12 protein-coding genes are annotated in these 17,481 nt (G+C 61.0%); all 12 read left to right on the top strand.

Annotated features, from left to right (window positions below; genetic code table 11):
- The first annotated feature begins 150 nt into the window (after positions 1-150).
- Positions 151-2,763 carry a ribonuclease R gene (gene rnr / locus ACYP2A_RS16130; RefSeq protein WP_459746481.1) on the top strand — a complete coding sequence of 871 codons (2,613 nt, stop codon included), beginning with the start codon at positions 151-153 and terminating at the stop codon, positions 2,761-2,763.
- Positions 2,760-3,518 carry a 23S rRNA (guanosine(2251)-2'-O)-methyltransferase RlmB gene (rlmB, locus tag ACYP2A_RS16125; RefSeq protein WP_459746480.1) on the top strand — a complete coding sequence of 253 codons (759 nt, stop codon included), beginning with the start codon at positions 2,760-2,762 and terminating at the stop codon, positions 3,516-3,518. Before rnr ends, rlmB begins: the two co-directional genes overlap by 4 nt.
- Positions 3,519-3,734: 216 nt before the next feature.
- The gene (locus tag ACYP2A_RS16120) at positions 3,735-4,721 is read left to right on the top strand and encodes a catalase family protein (protein WP_459746478.1); all 987 of its coding nucleotides are present in this window, start codon (positions 3,735-3,737) and stop codon (positions 4,719-4,721) included.
- A gap of 47 nt (positions 4,722-4,768) precedes the next feature.
- Positions 4,769-6,709 (top strand): LodA/GoxA family CTQ-dependent oxidase, encoded by a 1,941-nt coding sequence (locus ACYP2A_RS16115; protein WP_459746476.1) that lies wholly within the window; start codon positions 4,769-4,771, stop codon positions 6,707-6,709.
- Positions 6,688-7,770, top strand: a complete 1,083-nt coding sequence (locus ACYP2A_RS16110; protein WP_459746474.1) for an FAD-dependent monooxygenase — start codon at positions 6,688-6,690, stop codon at positions 7,768-7,770. Before ACYP2A_RS16115 ends, ACYP2A_RS16110 begins: the two co-directional genes overlap by 22 nt.
- A 201-nt stretch (positions 7,771-7,971) precedes the next feature.
- Positions 7,972-8,397 (top strand): 30S ribosomal protein S6, encoded by a 426-nt coding sequence (rpsF, locus tag ACYP2A_RS16105; protein WP_109512918.1) that lies wholly within the window; start codon positions 7,972-7,974, stop codon positions 8,395-8,397.
- Positions 8,398-8,425: 28 nt separating this feature from the next.
- A complete protein-coding gene (gene rpsR, locus ACYP2A_RS16100; RefSeq protein ID WP_002551829.1) occupies positions 8,426-8,656 on the top strand; it encodes a 30S ribosomal protein S18 in 231 nt (76 codons plus the stop codon).
- Between the two features lie 39 nt (positions 8,657-8,695).
- Positions 8,696-9,592, top strand: coding sequence for a hypothetical protein (locus tag ACYP2A_RS16095; RefSeq protein ID WP_459746472.1), 897 nt, complete (start codon positions 8,696-8,698; stop codon positions 9,590-9,592).
- 18 nt (positions 9,593-9,610) lie between these two features.
- Positions 9,611-10,057, top strand: coding sequence for a 50S ribosomal protein L9 (rplI, locus tag ACYP2A_RS16090; protein WP_056840673.1), 447 nt, complete (start codon positions 9,611-9,613; stop codon positions 10,055-10,057).
- Positions 10,058-10,178: 121 nt separating this feature from the next.
- Complete coding sequence (dnaB, locus tag ACYP2A_RS16085; protein WP_459746470.1) at positions 10,179-11,573, top strand: replicative DNA helicase; 1,395 nt, start codon at positions 10,179-10,181, stop codon at positions 11,571-11,573.
- A gap of 133 nt (positions 11,574-11,706) precedes the next feature.
- A complete protein-coding gene (locus tag ACYP2A_RS16080) occupies positions 11,707-14,019 on the top strand; it encodes a YgiQ family radical SAM protein (RefSeq protein ID WP_459746468.1) in 2,313 nt (770 codons plus the stop codon).
- A 255-nt stretch (positions 14,020-14,274) separates the two neighbouring features.
- The coding region (locus ACYP2A_RS16075) for a transglutaminase family protein (protein ID WP_459746466.1) at positions 14,275-17,481 on the top strand (3,207 nt) is incomplete at its 3' end.

The raw sequence follows: 17,481 nt of genomic DNA, 5'->3' as shown, positions 1-17,481 counted from the left end.
GGTGCGCATCTTAGGGATGGCCTTATGGCCTGTAAAGCTCTTTTTCATGTTTTTTGAAAAAAAAGTGATTGAGAGGGCTGAAACGGCTTTTTCGCGTTTCAATCCTGTATATGCGAAACTGCGCCCTTCCGAAAAGGTGAATGAATACTAATGGCCGATTGGCAGTCCCTCGATCCCGAGGCCGCTCGTGAAGCGGAAAAATACGAAAATCCTATTCCCAGCCGCGAGCTGATCCTGCAGCACCTTGCCGAGCGTGGTTCGCCGGCCAGCCGCGAGCAACTGGTCGACGAGTTCGGCCTGGTCACCGAAGATCAATTCGAGGCTCTGCGCCGCCGCCTGCGGGCGATGGAGCGCGACGGTCAATTGATCTACACCCGTCGCGGCACCTACGCGCCGGTCGACAAGCTGGACCTGATCCTGGGCCGCATCAGCGGTCACCGTGACGGCTTTGGCTTCCTGGTTCCCGATGATGGCTCCGACGACCTGTTCATGAGCCCGGGCCAGATGCGCCTGGTATTCGATGGCGACCGTGCCCTGGCGCGGGTTTCCGGCCTGGACCGGCGCGGGCGCCGCGAAGGCGTGATCGTCGAGGTTATTTCCCGTGCGCACGAATCCATCGTGGGCCGCTATTTCGAAGAAAGCGGCATTGGTTTCGTCACCCCGGACAACCCGAAGATCCAGCAGGAAGTGCTGGTCACCACCGGTCGCAATGGCGGCGCCAAAGTCGGCCAGTTCGTCGAGGTGAAAATCACTCACTGGCCAACCCCGCGTTTCCAGCCGCAGGGCGATGTGGTCGAGGTGGTGGGCAACTATATGGCTCCGGGCATGGAAATCGACGTTGCGCTGCGCAGCTACGATATTCCTCACGTGTGGCCACAAGGCGTGCTCAAGGAAGCGGCACGACTCAAGCCTGAAGTCGAAGAGAAAGACAAGGCCAACCGCATCGACCTGCGTCACCTGCCGTTCGTGACCATCGACGGTGAAGACGCCCGCGACTTCGACGACGCCGTCTATTGCGAGGCTCGCCCAGGCAAGCTGCGCCTGTTCTCCGGTGGCTGGAAGCTGTACGTGGCGATTGCCGACGTTTCCAGCTACGTGAAAATCGGCTCGGCTCTGGACGACGAAGCTCAGGTGCGTGGCAACTCGGTGTACTTCCCCGAGCGTGTCGTGCCGATGCTGCCAGAAGAACTCTCCAACGGCCTGTGCTCGCTGAACCCGCACGTCGACCGTCTGGCAATGGTCTGCGAGATGGACTTCTCCAAGACCGGCGAAATGGTCGACTACGTGTTCTACGAGGCGGTCATCCACTCGCATGCGCGCCTGACCTACAACAAGGTCAGCACCATCCTGGAACACGCCCGTACCTCCGAAGCGCGCAAGCTGCGTGACGAGTACAACGAAGTGGTGCCAGACCTCAAGCAACTGTACGCGTTGTACAAGGTGCTGCTGGGCGCGCGTCATGCGCGTGGCGCAATCGACTTCGAAACCCAGGAAACACGCATCATCTTCGGTGCCGAGCGCAAGATCGCCGAGATCCGCCCGACCACGCGCAACGATGCTCACAAGCTGATCGAAGAGTGCATGCTGGCCGCCAACGTGGCGACGGCCGAGTTTCTCAAGAAACACGAGATTCCGGCTTTGTACCGCGTCCACGACGGTCCACCGCCAGAGCGTCTGGAAAAGCTCAGTGCTTTCCTTGGCGAGCTGGGATTGTCGCTGCACAAGGGCAAGGACGGTCCGTCGCCCAAGGATTATCAGGCCCTGCTGGAAACCGTGCGCGAGCGCCCGGACCATCACCTGATCCAGACCGTGATGCTGCGCTCGTTGAGCCAGGCGGTGTATACCGCCGACAACAACGGCCACTTCGGTTTGAATTACGAGGCCTACACGCACTTCACCTCGCCGATTCGTCGCTACCCGGACCTGCTCACTCATCGGGCGATCCGCAGCGTGATCCGCTCCAAACGCGAGACTTCGCACGTGCGCCGTGCCGATGCCGCCACGATTCCCAAGGCGCGCATCTATCCGTACGACGAGCCGCAGCTTGAGCAACTGGGCGAACAATGCTCGATGAGCGAGCGCCGGGCCGACGAAGCGACGCGTGACGTCGTGAACTGGCTCAAGTGCGAGTTCATGAAAGACCGTGTGGGCGAGTCCTTCCCGGGTGTGATCACCGCCGTTACCGGCTTTGGTCTGTTCGTCGAGCTGACCGACATCTATGTCGAAGGCCTGGTGCACGTCACCGCGCTGCCGGACGACTACTACCATTTCGACCCGGTGCACCATCGCCTGGCCGGTGAGCGCAGCGGTCGCAGCTACCGCCTGGGCGACACCGTCGAGGTCAAGGTCATGCGTGTCGACCTGGACGAGCGCAAGATCGATTTCGAAGTGTCGGCCAAGGCCACTTCGATCGCGCCGGCCAGCCGCGGCAAGCGCCGTCTGCATGAGACCACGCCGCCTGTCGAGAACAAGCCTGCCGCGACACCGGTACCGCCCGCTCGCAGCGACCGCCGCAAGACGGCCGACAAGTCTTCTGACAAAGCCTCGGGCAAACGCGCCGTCAGCGATGCGTATTACCCAAGCGATGCGGTGGCCAAGAATGCCGAGGTGCGCAAAAGCCGCGAGCTGAAACAGGCGCTGCTGGCTGAAGCCAAGGGTGCCGGCAAATCGTCGGGCAAGCCTTCGCGCAGTGAAGAGTCGTCTGCCAAGCCCAGCAAGCACCGCAAGGGGCCGTCACGGTCCAAAACCAAGGCCAAGTCATGAGTGATCTGGAAAAAGTCTACGGTGTGCATGCCGTAGAAGCGCTGTTGCGTCATCACCCCAAGCGGGTCAAGCAGATCTGGCTGGCCGAAGGTCGCAGCGAGCCACGGGTTCAGACCCTGGTCGAACTGGCCGGGCAAAATCGTGTGCAAATCGGTCAGGCCGAGCGCCGTGAAATGGATGCCTGGGTCGAAGGTGTTCATCAGGGCGTGGTGGCCGAAGTCAGCCCCAGCCAGGTCTGGGGCGAGGCGATGCTCGATGAGCTGCTGGAGCGTCATGAAGGCCCGCCGCTGTTGCTGGTGCTCGACGGCGTAACCGACCCGCATAACCTTGGCGCTTGTCTGCGCACGGCCGACGCGGCCGGTGCCCTGGCCGTGCTGGTACCCAAGGACAAGTCGGCAACGCTCAATTCGACCGTGCGCAAGGTGGCCTGTGGCGCAGCCGAAGTGATTCCGCTGGTGGCCGTGACCAACCTGGCCCGTACCCTGGAAAAGCTGCAGAATCGCGGGCTGTGGATCGTCGGCACCGCCGGTGAAGCCGAGCAAGAACTGTATGAGCAAGACCTGACCGGGCCGATCGTGCTGGTCATGGGCGCCGAAGGCAAAGGCATGCGCCGCCTGACCCGCGAGCATTGCGATTTTCTGGTGCGCCTGCCGATGGCGGGCAGCGTCAGCAGCCTCAACGTCTCGGTGGCCACCGGTGTGTGCCTGTTCGAAGCGCTGCGTCAGCGTGGCGCCAAGGCGGGCGGCAGGAAGTAAGGCTGACCTGATAAAAAATACCTCGACTGGATCGGGGTATTTTTTTGCCCGTATGAAACATCTCAGGGGCAATATTTACCGTTGGGCCCGGGTATTTCCTCTTGATATGTAGGACTTGTCTGTTTTTCTCTGAAAACTGGTTTTCATGGTGTTGGGCGCCTATCCATTAGTCATGCACACATGAAGTGTGACACTCCTGGAGAAAGGACTCTCATCATGAAAGAACAACAAGGCCCCGATCACGACGCTATTGCGTGTCTTGAAGATCTGTTTATCGAAAAGACCCAGAAGGCCCGGATCCGCAAAGGCCAGTGCCCGGTTCGGCGTCCGGTTTTCCTGAACCTCAATGGGGTCGCCCACGGCCGTTTCGATGTGCTGGATAGCCTCCCGGAATCCTTGCAGGTTGGGCTGTTTGCAAAACCGGGCACTTACCCTGCATGGGTCAGGTACTCCTGTGATATCCGCGATGACCAGCCTGTTTTCCGGGAAACGGTAGGGCTGGGAATCAAGCTGTTCGATGTGCCGGGCCTAAAGTGCCTGGTGCCGGACGAGAGCACGCCTACCCTGGACTTTCTGCTGCAAAACCATCCGGTTTTCTTCGTCAGGACGGCCAGCGATATGTGTGCGTTATTTCGCGATTTCGACGGCTGGGTTCGCGAGCATCCAGAAACCGGGGAGGTGCTGGATGCCATGAAAAAGAGTGTGCCCAGTGTGCTGCAAAGCGAGCTCTGGAGTGTGGTTCCTTATCGTTTTGGCGCGGGCTACTGCAAGTACAAGGTCGTACCGGAGTACATGCCGCCGGTAGAGGAGCCCGACTATGACGACCCTGCTTACTTGCGCAAGGACCTGCGTGAAAGGCTGGCGACCGGCGAGGCGCGCTTGCACTTCATGGTGCAGCGCTGGACGTCGAGTGACGCGGTGCCTGTGGACGATGCCATGGTGCTATGGGATGAACATTCAATGCCTGCCGTGCATGTGGCCACCCTGACATTGCCTTTGCAGGATATCGATGCGCGCAGCCAGACCGAATATGGCGAGGCGCTGGCCTATAACCCATGGCGAACACTCAAGGAGCATGAACCGGTCGGCAGCATCGCCCAGGCTAGAAAGGTGGTTTATCAGGCCTCGGCCAATGTGCGCAGAAACTACAACGGACAAACGCTGGGCGAGCCGCAGATTCCCAGGCCTGATCGGCTGGAATAAAGATTTTTTACAACAGACCTGACTCACAACGTTCAAGGACGAACAGCATGAATGATTTTACGATTCGCCCGGATTCTGTGGCACCTGACCTCGGCACGATTGTGCGGGCAGTGATTCACCCCGGAATCGGCATCGCCCGGCTTGGCAGCAGCCGCGAACACGACGGCTTTTTCATCGGCCCTGAAACCCTTGAGCCTGGCACCTATATGCTGGGCAATGCGCGCGACGATACGGGCGCCTTGAAGCGCCAGGCTGCACGCTTTCGCATTTATGGCTACGACGCCAATGACCAGGTGGTCGCGGAGCTGACTGCTGATCAGGCGCAGATCGACTGGCAGGTGCATCTGGCCAATCGCAAGGCTCAGTGGTACAGGTTCGAGATGGCGATGGACCTTCCTGAGGCCGGGGACCTGAAAATGGCGCTGCGCAACGATCACCTGAGCGGCGCTGCGCGAGAAGCGCTGGTCATCGATCCAGGTGCCCGATCCATCAGCGGCAAGAGTCGCAGCGGTCAGGGCTATCAGTTCGACACTGGACAATTCATGGGGGGCAAGGTCCCGCTGGGTGAGCTGCGCACCGACTCAGAGGGGCGTTTGCTGGTGCTGGGTGGTTTTGCACAGTCGGCGTCGCCCACCGGTAAACTGATTTACGACAAGGATGAGCCAGGCAGCTTTGCCAATGCGAGGGAGTGGTGCGATGACACCTCTGACGGCCCTGTCAGCGCCACCGTCGTACTTAATGGCAAGTCCCTGCCGGTGGAGTCGGCCTGGGTCGTTTCAGCGCAGCCCAGCTTCGCGCCGCATATCGTGGGCTGGCGAACGCTCTATGACTTGCTGGTTGATACCTATACCGAATGTGGCTGGCTGCAGCCTGTCGAGACCGTTTCCTTTCAGCGTGATGTCTTGCCAGTGCTGCAGCGCCTGAGTGGCTTGCAATGGGTCAACAAAGGCTTCGCCAGCCTGTATGGCTACGGCGCGCCGATGGACTTCACCAATCGTAAACTGCTGGCCAGATTGTCCCGGACCGACGAAGCCAGCAGCCACCTGCGGCGCACGGTGTTCAACGCTTTTCGGGCGACCGATAACAGTGTCCACGAACAGCGCACCTGGCCCTGGCTGTACGGAGATACCTTCGGTGGCGATGAGGATTTGCCCGGTAATCATCTGGCGCCTTCAGCGGTACGCAGCAACCTGTTGAAGCGCTGGGTTGCCGGAGACTTCATCAATGACTGGCTGGCAGACCCCGAACCGGTAGGCTCGCTCGACAGGTTGCCAGTGGCCATGCGGCCGGCGATGCTCGATCAGGCAGCACTGCATTTTTGCGTGGCCGACGCGTTTCACCCTGGCATCGAATTGAGCTGGCCCATGCGCCACGCTTCGATCTATCGCGCGCCCTTCCGGATCAAGGCGCTGCCGGATGGTCAGCCCGCGCCCGAGTATGGGGCGTTGCTGGATCAGGAAAAGGCTTTGAGTGCCCAAGGGCCCTTGCATGCTCAGCCTCCCGGCGGTCTGAGCCGCTGGATGGCGCTGCCATGGCAGGTCGACGCAGTGGGCTGCCGCTCCGGCTACGACAAGGATTATGATCCCTTCCTGCCGACGTTCTGGCCTGCCCAGGTGCCGAATCAAGTATTGAGCGAGGCCGATTACAAGCGGGTGATCGATGACTCGCAACCGCGAGAAGAGCGTCTGGCATTGTTCAATCGACGGAGTCGATGGGGGCGACAAGCCTCTGGGACATTCGTCAGTCAGGCCATGCAGATGGTCGCCGATGTCAGCGCTCTGGGCGTCGTTGAAGCGCGTCCCGGTATTGCTGATGACGATGATTTTCCTGCTGTCATGCAGGTCGAGATCGAGCGTCGCGGTGCAGCGGAAAAAACCATGGCATCTGTTGGGCTGGACGTTCCCGAACCAGAGTTACAAAGCCTGATTCTCGCCGGCTGGGACAGTGCCGAGCAATACGAAGAGTTTTGTCGGATCCTTGGGCGTTGACGGTGATCGATGTTGCCGTCATCGGCGCTGGCCCGGCCGGGGCGGTGGCCTCGCGGCAATTGGCGCTGTACGGGTATCGGGTGATGTTGATAGACCCGCTGCCCGAGGTGGCGCGAATAGGCGAAAGCTTGCCGGGCGCGGCGCGGCCCCTGTTGCGTGACCTGGGACTGCTGGATCATCTGGAGCGCAGCCTGCCGCAGGTGTGTATCGGAAATTGCTCGGCCTGGGGTGAGGCGCATTTGCGCACGCACGATTTCATGATCGACCCGCAGGGTTCGGGCTGGCATCTGAATCGTGCCCGCTTCGATGAGGTCTTGCGTGAGGCGGCCTGGTCGGCGGGCGTTCAGAGTTGGCGTGAGCGCTTGGGTCGGCTCAGCCGAACGGCACACGGCTGGCAGTTGCAAGGGGCACAAAAAAACATCACTGCGCGCTGGCTGGTCGATGCCAGCGGCAGGGCATCGATCCTGGGTCGACGTCTGGGGGTAGGGCGGGTAAGAGATCAGGCGCTGGTGGCAGTGTATGCCTGGGCGCAAAGCGACAATCAGGACCTGCGTACCTTGATCGAGTCGGTGAGCAAGGGCTGGTGGTATCAGGCGCAGTTGCCTGATGGCCGCTGTGTCGCCGCCCTGCATACCCGTGCCGATGAGGCCGCTGCCCTGCAGGGTTGTCGGCAATCCTGGCTTGAGCAACTGAAGGGCACCCAGCATTTGCAATCGCTATGTCGGGCCAGCCAGTGGAGTGTGCCTCGTGCCTGTGATGCCAGTGGCGGTCAGTTGCAACAGTGCTCTGGCGATGGCTGGCTGGCGGTGGGCGACGCAGCTCTGGCATTTGACCCCTTGTCCTCCCAAGGGCTGTTCAATGCGTTATACACCGGGTTGCGTGGTGCCGAGGCTGTGCACAGGGTCTTGCAAGGCGAGCCACAGGCACTGGCACCCTATCGGTCTGTACTGCAAAGCGTTCGTCAGGCTTACCTCAAGCAAATCGACTACCACTATCGACGTGAGCAGCGCTGGCCGGATGAGCTGTTCTGGCAGGCGCGAAACGGCGATGGCCGTCGATGAAAAGCGGCAGTCGGCGCCATTGGCGCGTGCTGCTCAAATAATCACCAATTGCCTTGCGCCGCACCGGTCCCTTCTCTACAATTGCGCCCCTTGCTGCCACGGCAGGCCATCATGTGCCCGTGCGTGAGCAAGGCAAACACGAGTCATTCACTCCTTGTCTGACCACACTTCGTGGCAGGCTACAACCCGTAAGGAGCATTCATGCGTCATTACGAAATCATCTTTTTGGTCCACCCGGATCAAAGCGAACAAGTCGGCGGCATGGTAGAGCGTTACACCAAGCTGATCGAAGAAGACGGTGGCCAGGTTCACCGTCTGGAAGACTGGGGCCGTCGTCAACTGGCCTATGCAATCAACAATGTTCACAAGGCTCACTACGTGATGCTGAACGTTGAGTGCACTGGCAAGGCCCTGGCCGAGCTGGAAGACAACTTCCGTTACAACGATGCCGTGATCCGTAACCTGGTCATCCGTCGCGACGAAGCCGTTACTGGCCAGTCCGAGATGCTCAAGGCTGAAGAAAACCGCAGCGAGCGCCGTGAGCGTCGTGACCGTCCTGAGCACTCTGACAGCGCCGATGGCGATGACAGCGACAACAGTGACGTTAGCGATAACGCTGACGAGTAATCCACGGACCTTTTGAGGAGCCTATTACATGGCACGTTTCTTCCGTCGTCGTAAATTCTGCCGCTTCACCGCTGAAGACGTGAAAGAGATCGATTACAAGGATCTCAACACTCTGAAAGCCTACGTATCGGAAACCGGCAAAATCGTTCCAAGCCGCATCACCGGTACCAAAGCTCGTTATCAGCGTCAGCTGGCCACCGCTATCAAGCGCGCCCGCTTCCTGGCCTTGCTGGCTTACACCGACAGCCACGGCCGCTGAGACCGGGTAGTCGACAAGACGTAACAAGGGATAGATCGCATGCGCGCCTTAGCTGAATTGATCATGCGCGGTCGTATGCAGGCCACTTTGATCGTGGCCGGATGTGCGGCATTGCCGCTGCTGTTCTGGTTGAGTGCTGCCGCAGGATGCCTGGTGCTTCTGCGACGCGGGTTCAGTGATGCCGCCGGCATCCTGGCCTGGGCTCTACTGCCGGCTTTGGCCTGGTGGTATTTCGGTGAACCGCGCACCGCTATGGTGCTGGTCGGTTCGCTAGGCCTGGCAATGGTTTTGCGTGCCAGCGAGTCCTGGGTCCGTGTGCTGCTTGCAAGCGTAGCGTGGGGATTGTTGTACGCAGTGATTCTGGGGTCGGTGTTTCGTGAGCCGATCGAGATGTTGTCGCAGGAGCTTCAAAAGCACCTGCCGGCAATGCTTCCCGGTATCTACGATCAGATGAGCGTAGAAGAACGGGCCCGCCTCGGATCACTGATTGCACCGGTTCTCAATGGCCTGATAGCGGCTTTGTTGCAGATCGTCAGTGTGCTGACCCTGATGCTGGGGCGTTACTGGCAAGCGTTGTTGTACAACCCTGGTGGTTTCGGGCGTGAATTTCGCGCCGTGAGACTGCCGCGAATACCGATGCTGGTGCTGTTGGTGTGCATGCTGGTGGGGCCGAACTTCGGTCCGCACATGGCCATGTTGACACCGTTGTGCAGCGTACCGCTGGTGTTCGCGGGTGCCGCCCTGATTCATGGCCTGGTCGCTGAAAAGCGTCTTGGCAAGTTCTGGCTGGTGGGGATGTACATCACGCTGCTGTTGTTCATGCAGCTGATCTATCCGTTGCTCGTGGTCTTGGCCATTGTCGACAGCCTGATTGATTTTCGCGGCCGCCGGGGGTCGAAAGACGCCGGTAACGGTTCTGCGAACGGTGAAGGTTAAAAGTTAGAGGATTTCCACATGCAACTGATCCTTCTGGAAAAAGTCGCCAACCTGGGCAACCTGGGCGACAAAGTAAACGTTAAGGCCGGCTACGGTCGTAACTACCTGCTGCCTTACGGCAAGGCCACCCCTGCGACCGCTGCCAACCTGGCTGCGTTCGAAGAGCGTCGTGCCGAGCTGGAGCAGCTGGCTGCCGACAAGAAAACTTCGGCCGAAACCCGCGCCGCCCAACTGGCCGAGCTGGAAGTGACCATCACTGCCACCGCTGGCGACGAAGGCAAGCTGTTCGGTTCGATCGGTACTCACGATATCGCTGACGCACTGACCGCCTCGGGCGTTGAAGTGTCGAAAAGCGAAATTCGTCTGCCGAATGGCACCATCCGTAACGTCGGTGAATTCGATGTTGCCGTGCACCTGCACAGCGACGTTGACGCAACCGTTCGCGTTGTCGTGGTGGCTGCTTAAGCTGCACATGATCGTCTGGCGGCCTGGCTGCCAGAGGATTAACATCGGGCACGATCCTGTTCACAGGTCGTGCCCTTTGTCTTTCTGCAAGCCTGATTGAGTACTCCGAATTCTTGTGGCCATGAACGATATCTCCGCCCCCGAGCAATACGATCTGCAAACCGCTGCCCTCAAGGTGCCGCCTCATTCCATCGAAGCCGAACAGGCTGTACTCGGTGGCCTGATGCTGGACAACAACGCCTGGGAGCGCGTGCTCGATCAAGTATCCGATGGCGATTTCTATCGACATGACCACCGCCTGATCTTCCGCGCCATTGCGCGCCTGGCCGATCAGAACCTGCCCATTGACGTGGTGACCCTGTCCGAGCAACTGGACAAGGAAGGCCAGGCTTCGCAGGTCGGTGGCCTGGGCTATCTCAGCGAACTGGCCAAGAACACCCCGTCGGTGGCCAACATCAAGGCCTATGCGCAGATCGTTCGCCAGCGGGCCACGCTGCGCCAGTTGATCGGCATCAGCAGCGAGATCGCCGACAGCGCCTTCAACCCCGAAGGCCGCACCGCCGAAGAAATCCTCGACGAGGCCGAGCGGCAGATCTTCCAGATTGCCGAGGCGCGGCCCAAGACCGGCGGCCCGGTGGGCGTCAACGACCTGCTGACCCGGGCGATTGACCGCATCGATACGCTGTTCAACAGCAACAACGCCATTACCGGTCTGTCCACCGGCTACACCGACCTGGACGACATGACCAGCGGCCTGCAGCCGGCCGACCTGATCATCGTTGCTGGCCGTCCGTCGATGGGCAAGACCACCTTCGCCATGAACCTGGTCGAAAACGCCGTATTGCGCAGCGAAAAGGCCGTGCTGGTCTACTCGCTGGAGATGCCAGGCGAATCGCTGATGATGCGGATGCTGTCCTCGCTCGGTCGTATCGACCAGACCAAGATTCGTTCCGGGCAACTGGATGACGATGACTGGCCGCGCCTGACCTCGGCGGTCAACCTGCTCAACGACCGCAAGCTGTTCATCGATGACACCGCCGGCATCAGCCCCTCGGAAATGCGTGCCCGTACGCGCCGGGTGGCGCGTGAGCATGGCGACATCGGCATGATCATGATCGACTACCTGCAGTTGATGAAAGTCCCGGGCGCTGCTGGCGACAACCGCACCAACGAGATCTCCGAGATCTCGCGCTCGCTCAAGGCGCTGGCCAAGGAATTCAACTGCCCGGTCATCGCCCTGTCGCAGCTCAACCGTTCTCTGGAGCAACGCCCGAACAAGCGCCCGATCAACTCCGACCTTCGTGAGTCCGGTGCAATCGAGCAGGACGCCGACGTGATCATGTTCGTCTACCGTGATGAGGTGTATCACCCGGAGACCGAATACAAGGGCATTGCCGAAATCATCATCGGCAAGCAGCGTAACGGCCCTATCGGTACTTCACGCCTGGCGTTCATCGGTAAATACACCCGCTTTGAAAACCTCGCGCCGGGCAGTTATCAGTTCGACGACGATTGATCGCGGGTTCGTCGGGCGCTCTCTCATAACCCGACCAAACCCGTCGGGTTTGATCATTTTTTGTGCTATATTGCGCGCCCGCGAATTTCCATGCGCGATCAGCCTCCCCTGACACCAACACCGGTCACCGCCCATGCAAGCAGCCAAGCCGTTATTTGACTATCCCAAGTACTGGGCCGAATGTTTCGGACCAGCGCCGTTCCTGCCCATGAGCCGGGAAGAGATGGATCAGCTTGGCTGGGATTCGTGCGACATCATCATCATCTCCGGTGATGCGTACGTCGACCATCCGTCCTTTGGCATGGCGATTATCGGCCGGCTGCTGGAGTCGCAGGGCTTTCGGGTCGGCATCATTGCCCAGCCCGACTGGACCTCCAAAGACGACTTCATGAAGCTGGGCGAGCCGAACCTGTTCTTCGGTGTCGCGGCCGGCAACATGGACTCGATGATCAACCGCTACACCGCCGACAAGAAGATCCGCTCCGACGATGCCTATACGCCGGGCGGCATGGCCGGCAAGCGTCCTGATCGCGCCAGTCTGGTGTACAGCCAGCGCTGCAAGGAAGCCTACAAGCATGTGCCGATCGTACTCGGCGGCATCGAAGCTTCGTTGCGCCGTATCGCGCACTACGATTACTGGCAGGACAAGGTTCGTCACTCGATTCTGGTCGACGCCTGCGCCGATATCCTGTTGTACGGCAACGCCGAGCGCGCGGTGGTCGAAGTCGCCCAGCGCCTGTCCTATGGGCAGAAGATCGAAGACATCACCGATGTGCGCGGTACGGTGTTCATTCGCCGTGACACGCCAAAAGGCTGGTACGAGGTCGACTCGACCCGTATCGACCGTCCGGGCAAGATCGACAAGATCATCAACCCGTATGTGAACACTCAGGACACTCAGGCCTGCGCCATCGAGCAGTCCAAGGGCGAGGTCGAAGACCCGAACGAAGCCAAGGTCGTGCAGATTCTCGAAAGCCCGCGCATGACCCGCGACAAGACCGTGCTGCGTCTGCCGTCATTCGAGAAAGTGCGTAACGACCCGGTGCTTTATGCTCACGCCAACCGCGTGCTGCACCTGGAAACCAACCCGGGCAACGCCCGTGCGCTGGTGCAGAAGCACGGCGACGTCGATATCTGGCTCAACCCGCCACCGATTCCGATGACCACCGAAGAAATGGACTATGTGTTCGGCATGCCGTACGCCCGCGTGCCGCACCCGGTGTATGGCAAGGAAAAAATCCCGGCCTACGACATGATCCGTTTCTCGGTGAACATCATGCGCGGCTGCTTTGGCGGCTGTACCTTCTGTTCGATCACCGAGCACGAAGGGCGGATCATCCAGAACCGTTCCCATGAATCGATCATTCGCGAGATCGAAGAAATCCGCGACAAGGTCCCGGGCTTCACCGGGGTGATTTCCGACCTCGGCGGGCCGACCGCGAACATGTACCGCATTGCCTGCAAGAGCCCGGAAATCGAATCCGCGTGCCGCAAGCCATCGTGCGTGTTCCCCGGCATCTGCCCGAACCTGAACACCGACCACTCGGCGCTGATCCAGCTGTACCGCAGCGCCCGTGCGTTGCCGGGTGTGAAGAAGATTCTGATCGCCTCCGGCCTGCGTTACGACCTGGCGGTCGAGTCGCCGGAATACGTCAAGGAACTGGTGACCCATCACGTTGGCGGCTACCTAAAGATCGCCCCGGAGCACACCGAGGAAGGACCGCTCAACCAGATGATGAAGCCGGGCATCGGCAGCTATGACCGCTTCAAGCGCATGTTCGAGAAATACTCGAAAGAGGCGGGCAAGGAACAGTACCTGATCCCGTACTTCATCGCTGCGCACCCCGGCACCACCGACGAAGACATGATGAATCTTGCGCTGTGGCTCAAGCGCAACGGCTTCCGCGCCGACCAGGTACAGGCGTTCTATCCGTCGCCGATGGCCTCGGCGACCGCCATGTATCACTCGGGCAAGAACCCGCTGCGCAAGGTCACTTACAAGAGCGACAACCTGACCATCGTCAAAAGCGATGAGCAGCGTCGTTTGCACAAGGCTTTCTTGCGCTACCACGATCCGAAGGGCTGGCCGATGCTGCGCGAGGCTCTGGAGCGTATGGGCCGTAGCGATCTGATCGGGCCGGGCAAAGAGCAGTTGATTCCACTGCACCAGCCGGCGACCGACAGCTACCAGAGCGCGCGACGCAAGAACTCGACGCCGTCGGGCAGTCACAAGGTCGGCAAAGACAGCAAGAAAGACACCGGCAAGATCCTGACCCAGCACACCGGCCTGCCGCCGCGTGCCAGCGATGGCAGCAAGCCATGGGACAAGCGCGAGCAGGCTAAAGCTGCCGCTGAAGCCCGCAACAAGCAGGCCGCCCGCGATCGTGCACAAGCCGGCAAGAAAGGCGGCAACAAGCCGGCGCGGCAGCCGGTCGTGCCGCGCTGATCGTGTTTGTCTGAATACATGACGCCAACCTTCGGGTTGGCGTCATGCGTTTGGGGAACCCGGGATATGTCAATCCTCTCGATTGACCTTGCCCTCTTTCCGTGCGTCACCACGCACGTGCAATGAACTCTGGCGCCGTTATGGTGCTCTGCTGGTCTTTAGGCGCATTATCCATGCCTTGGGCGCCGCGCATGTCGCTGGTGGCATAAGTCTTGCGCGGCCCGAGAACTTGTTCAGGCTCGCAGGAGGCACGCCGTGTCGATTCATATCGCCTTGCACCACGTCACGCATTACCGTTACGAACGCGCCGTCGAACTGGGGCCTCAGGTGGTTCGCTTGCGTCCGGCCGCCCATAGCCGCACGCGGGTGTTGTCCTATTCACTGAAAGTGCAGCCGGACAACCACTTCATCAACTGGCAGCAAGACCCACAGGGCAACTACCTGGCGCGTCTGGTGTTTCCCGAGAAGACCCAGGAGTTGCGCATCGAGGTCGATCTGGTCGCCGAAATGGCAGTATTCAACCCGTTCGACTTTTTCCTTGAGCCTTACGCCGAAAAGATCCCGTTCACCTACGCCAGCGAAGAGCTGCGCGAGCTGGCGCCGTACCTCGAAAAACTGCCGCTGACGCCAAAGTTTGCGCAGTACCTGCAAGGCATCGCGCGCGAACCACTGCCCAGCATCGACTTTCTGGTGGCGCTCAACCAGCGGGTGAACAGCGACATCGGTTACCTGATCCGCATGGAGCCGGGCGTACAGACGCCTGAGCAAACACTGGGCAACGCTTCCGGTTCATGCCGCGACTCGGCCTGGCTGCTGGTGCAGATTCTTCGTCATCTGGGACTGGCGGCGCGTTTCGTGTCCGGCTACCTCATCCAGCTCAAGGCCGATGTCGAGGCACTGGACGGGCCATCGGGCACTGACGTGGACTTCACCGACCTGCACGCCTGGTGCGAGGTGTACTTGCCGGGCGCCGGCTGGATCGGTCTGGACGCCACCTCGGGTCTGCTCGCCGGCGAAGGGCATATCCCGCTCGCATGCAGCCCGGAGCCGTCTTCTGCCGCGCCGATCAGCGGCCTGGTCGAACCATGCGAAAGCGAGTTCAGCCACGAGATGTCGGTGACCCGTATCTGGGAAGCGCCGCGCGTCACCTATCCGTACAACGATGAGCAGTGGGGCGAGATTCTTGCGCTCGGCCAGCAAATCGACCGTGACCTCGAACAAGGCGATGTGCGCCTGACCATGGGCGGCGAGCCGACCTTTGTGTCCATCGACGACCGTGATGGCGCCGAGTGGAACACCGCCGCCCTCGGGCCGAACAAACGACGCCTGTCGGCGCAACTGTTCCAGCGCCTGCGTGAGCATTACGCCCCCGGCAGCCTGGTGCATTTTGGCCAGGGCAAGTGGTACCCCGGCGAGCAATTGCCGCGCTGGTCGCTGAACTGCTTCTGGCGCAAGGACGGCCAGCCGGTGTGGCGCAATCCTGAACTGATCGCCGATGAAAACCGTGACCATGGCGCTACCAGCGAACTGGCCGAACGTTTTCTGGCCAGTGTCGCCGAGCGTCTTGGCGTCGCGTCGCGCTTTGTGTTTCCGGCTTACGAAGACAATTTCTATTACCTGTGGCGCGAAGGGCAGTTGCCGGTCAACGTCAGCGCCGAAGATGCGCGCCTTGGCGACGAGATGGAGCGCGCGCGGCTGCGCAAGGTGTTCAATCAGGGGCTCGACAAGGTCATCGGCCAGGTCCTGCCACTGGCGCGCACCGCTGCCGGTGACGAGTGGCAGAGCGGGCGCTGGTACCTGCGCGACGAGCATTGCCGGCTGGTGCCGGGCGACTCGGCGCTGGGCTATCGCCTGCCACTGGCTTCGCAGCCATGGGTCAAGGCCGCCGAATACCCGTACATCCACCCCACCGATCTCAATCAGTCGTTCCCGGCGCTGGGCGATGCCGCAGGGTCGGCTCCGTCTGCTGCGCCAGAGATCGAGCGGCCACCGAAGATCGACGAGTCCGCCGACTGGCTGACCCGTACCGCGTTGTGTGCCGAAGTGCGCGACGGGCGCTTGTACCTGTTCCTGCCGCCATTGCAGAAACTGGAAGAGTTCCTGGAACTGGTGGCCGTCATCGAAGCCACTGCCGAGGAATTGAAGTGCCCGGTGTTGCTCGAAGGTTACGAGCCGCCGAGCGATCCGCGCCTGGCCAACTTCCGCATCACCCCGGACCCGGGTGTGATCGAGGTCAACGTGCAACCGTCCGCCAGTTGGGATGAGCTGGTCGAACGCACCGAATTTCTCTACGAGCAGGCACGGCTGACGCGCCTGACCACCGAGAAGTTCATGATCGACGGGCGCCACACCGGCACCGGTGGCGGCAACCACTTCGTGCTGGGGGGGGCTGTGCCTGGCGATTCGCCATTCCTGCGCCGTCCTGACCTGCTGCGCAGCCTGATCAGCTACTGGCACAATCACCCGTCGCTGTCGTACCTGTTTTCCGGGTTGTTCATCGGCCCGACCTCCCAGGCACCGCGCATCGACGAAGCGCGCAACGACTCGCTGTACGAGCTGGAAATCGCCTTTGCGCAAATGCCTGCGCCGGGCGAGCAGGTCGCGCCATGGGTGGTCGACCGTTTGCTGCGTAACCTGCTGATCGATGTCACCGGCAATACCCACCGCGCCGAATTCTGCATCGACAAGCTGTATTCGCCCGACAGCGCCAGCGGGCGTCTGGGCCTGCTGGAACTGCGCGCCTTCGAAATGCCGCCGCATGCCCGCATGAGCCTGGCCCAGCAACTGCTGCTGCGTGCCCTGGTCGCACGCTTCTGGCGCGAGCCTTACCAGCCGGAGCGGCTGGCGCGCTGGGGCACCGAACTGCATGACCGTTTCATGCTCGCGCACTTCATCGAGCAGGATTTCGCCGATGTCATCACCGAACTCAATGAGGCCGGTTATCCGCTGAAAGCCGACTGGTTTGCGGCGCACCTGGAATTCCGCTTTCCCAAGGTGGGCGATTACGCGGTCAACGGCATCGAGCTGGAGCTGCGTCAGGCGCTCGAACCCTGGCATGTGCTGGGCGAGGAGGGCTCGGGCGGCGGTGCGGTGCGTTACGTCGACTCGTCGCTGGAGCGGCTACAAGTGCGTCTCAAGGGCCTGGCGCCGCAACGCTACGTGCTGACCTGCAACGGCATTGCGGTGCCGCTGCAAGCCACCGGCACGGTCGGCGAGTTCGTGGCCGGGGTGCGTTATCGTGCCTGGCAGCCGGCCAACTGCCTGCAACCGACCATTCCCGTGCATGCGCCGCTGGTATTTGACCTTGTCGACACCTGGATGCAGCGCTCACTGGGTGGCTGCGAGTATCATGTCGCGCATCCGGGCGGGCGCAACTATGAAACCCTGCCGGTCAACGGCAACGAAGCGGAAAGCCGGCGCCTGGCGCGCTTCTTCCGTTTCGGTCACACACCGGGCAAGCTC

Source organism: Pseudomonas sp. 3A(2025) (assembly GCF_054589175.1).
The sequence above is the reverse complement of the archived record's forward strand: the minus strand, read 5'-3'. Positions and strand labels throughout refer to the sequence as shown.

What these genes read in the sequence shown, in the direction of transcription:
- rlmB (WP_459746480.1), top strand. Translation starts at nt 2,760, where the DNA reads ATGAGTGATCTGGAAAAAGTCTACGGTGTGCATGCCGTAGAAGCGCTG.
- ACYP2A_RS16080 (WP_459746468.1), top strand. Translation starts at nt 11,707, where the DNA reads ATGCAAGCAGCCAAGCCGTTATTTGACTATCCCAAGTACTGGGCCGAA.
- rpsR (WP_002551829.1), top strand. Translation starts at nt 8,426, where the DNA reads ATGGCACGTTTCTTCCGTCGTCGTAAATTCTGCCGCTTCACCGCTGAA.
- dnaB (WP_459746470.1), top strand. Translation starts at nt 10,179, where the DNA reads ATGAACGATATCTCCGCCCCCGAGCAATACGATCTGCAAACCGCTGCC.
- rnr (WP_459746481.1), top strand. Translation starts at nt 151, where the DNA reads ATGGCCGATTGGCAGTCCCTCGATCCCGAGGCCGCTCGTGAAGCGGAA.
- rpsF (WP_109512918.1), top strand. Translation starts at nt 7,972, where the DNA reads ATGCGTCATTACGAAATCATCTTTTTGGTCCACCCGGATCAAAGCGAA.
- ACYP2A_RS16095 (WP_459746472.1), top strand. Translation starts at nt 8,696, where the DNA reads ATGCGCGCCTTAGCTGAATTGATCATGCGCGGTCGTATGCAGGCCACT.
- ACYP2A_RS16115 (WP_459746476.1), top strand. Translation starts at nt 4,769, where the DNA reads ATGAATGATTTTACGATTCGCCCGGATTCTGTGGCACCTGACCTCGGC.
- rplI (WP_056840673.1), top strand. Translation starts at nt 9,611, where the DNA reads ATGCAACTGATCCTTCTGGAAAAAGTCGCCAACCTGGGCAACCTGGGC.
- ACYP2A_RS16120 (WP_459746478.1), top strand. Translation starts at nt 3,735, where the DNA reads ATGAAAGAACAACAAGGCCCCGATCACGACGCTATTGCGTGTCTTGAA.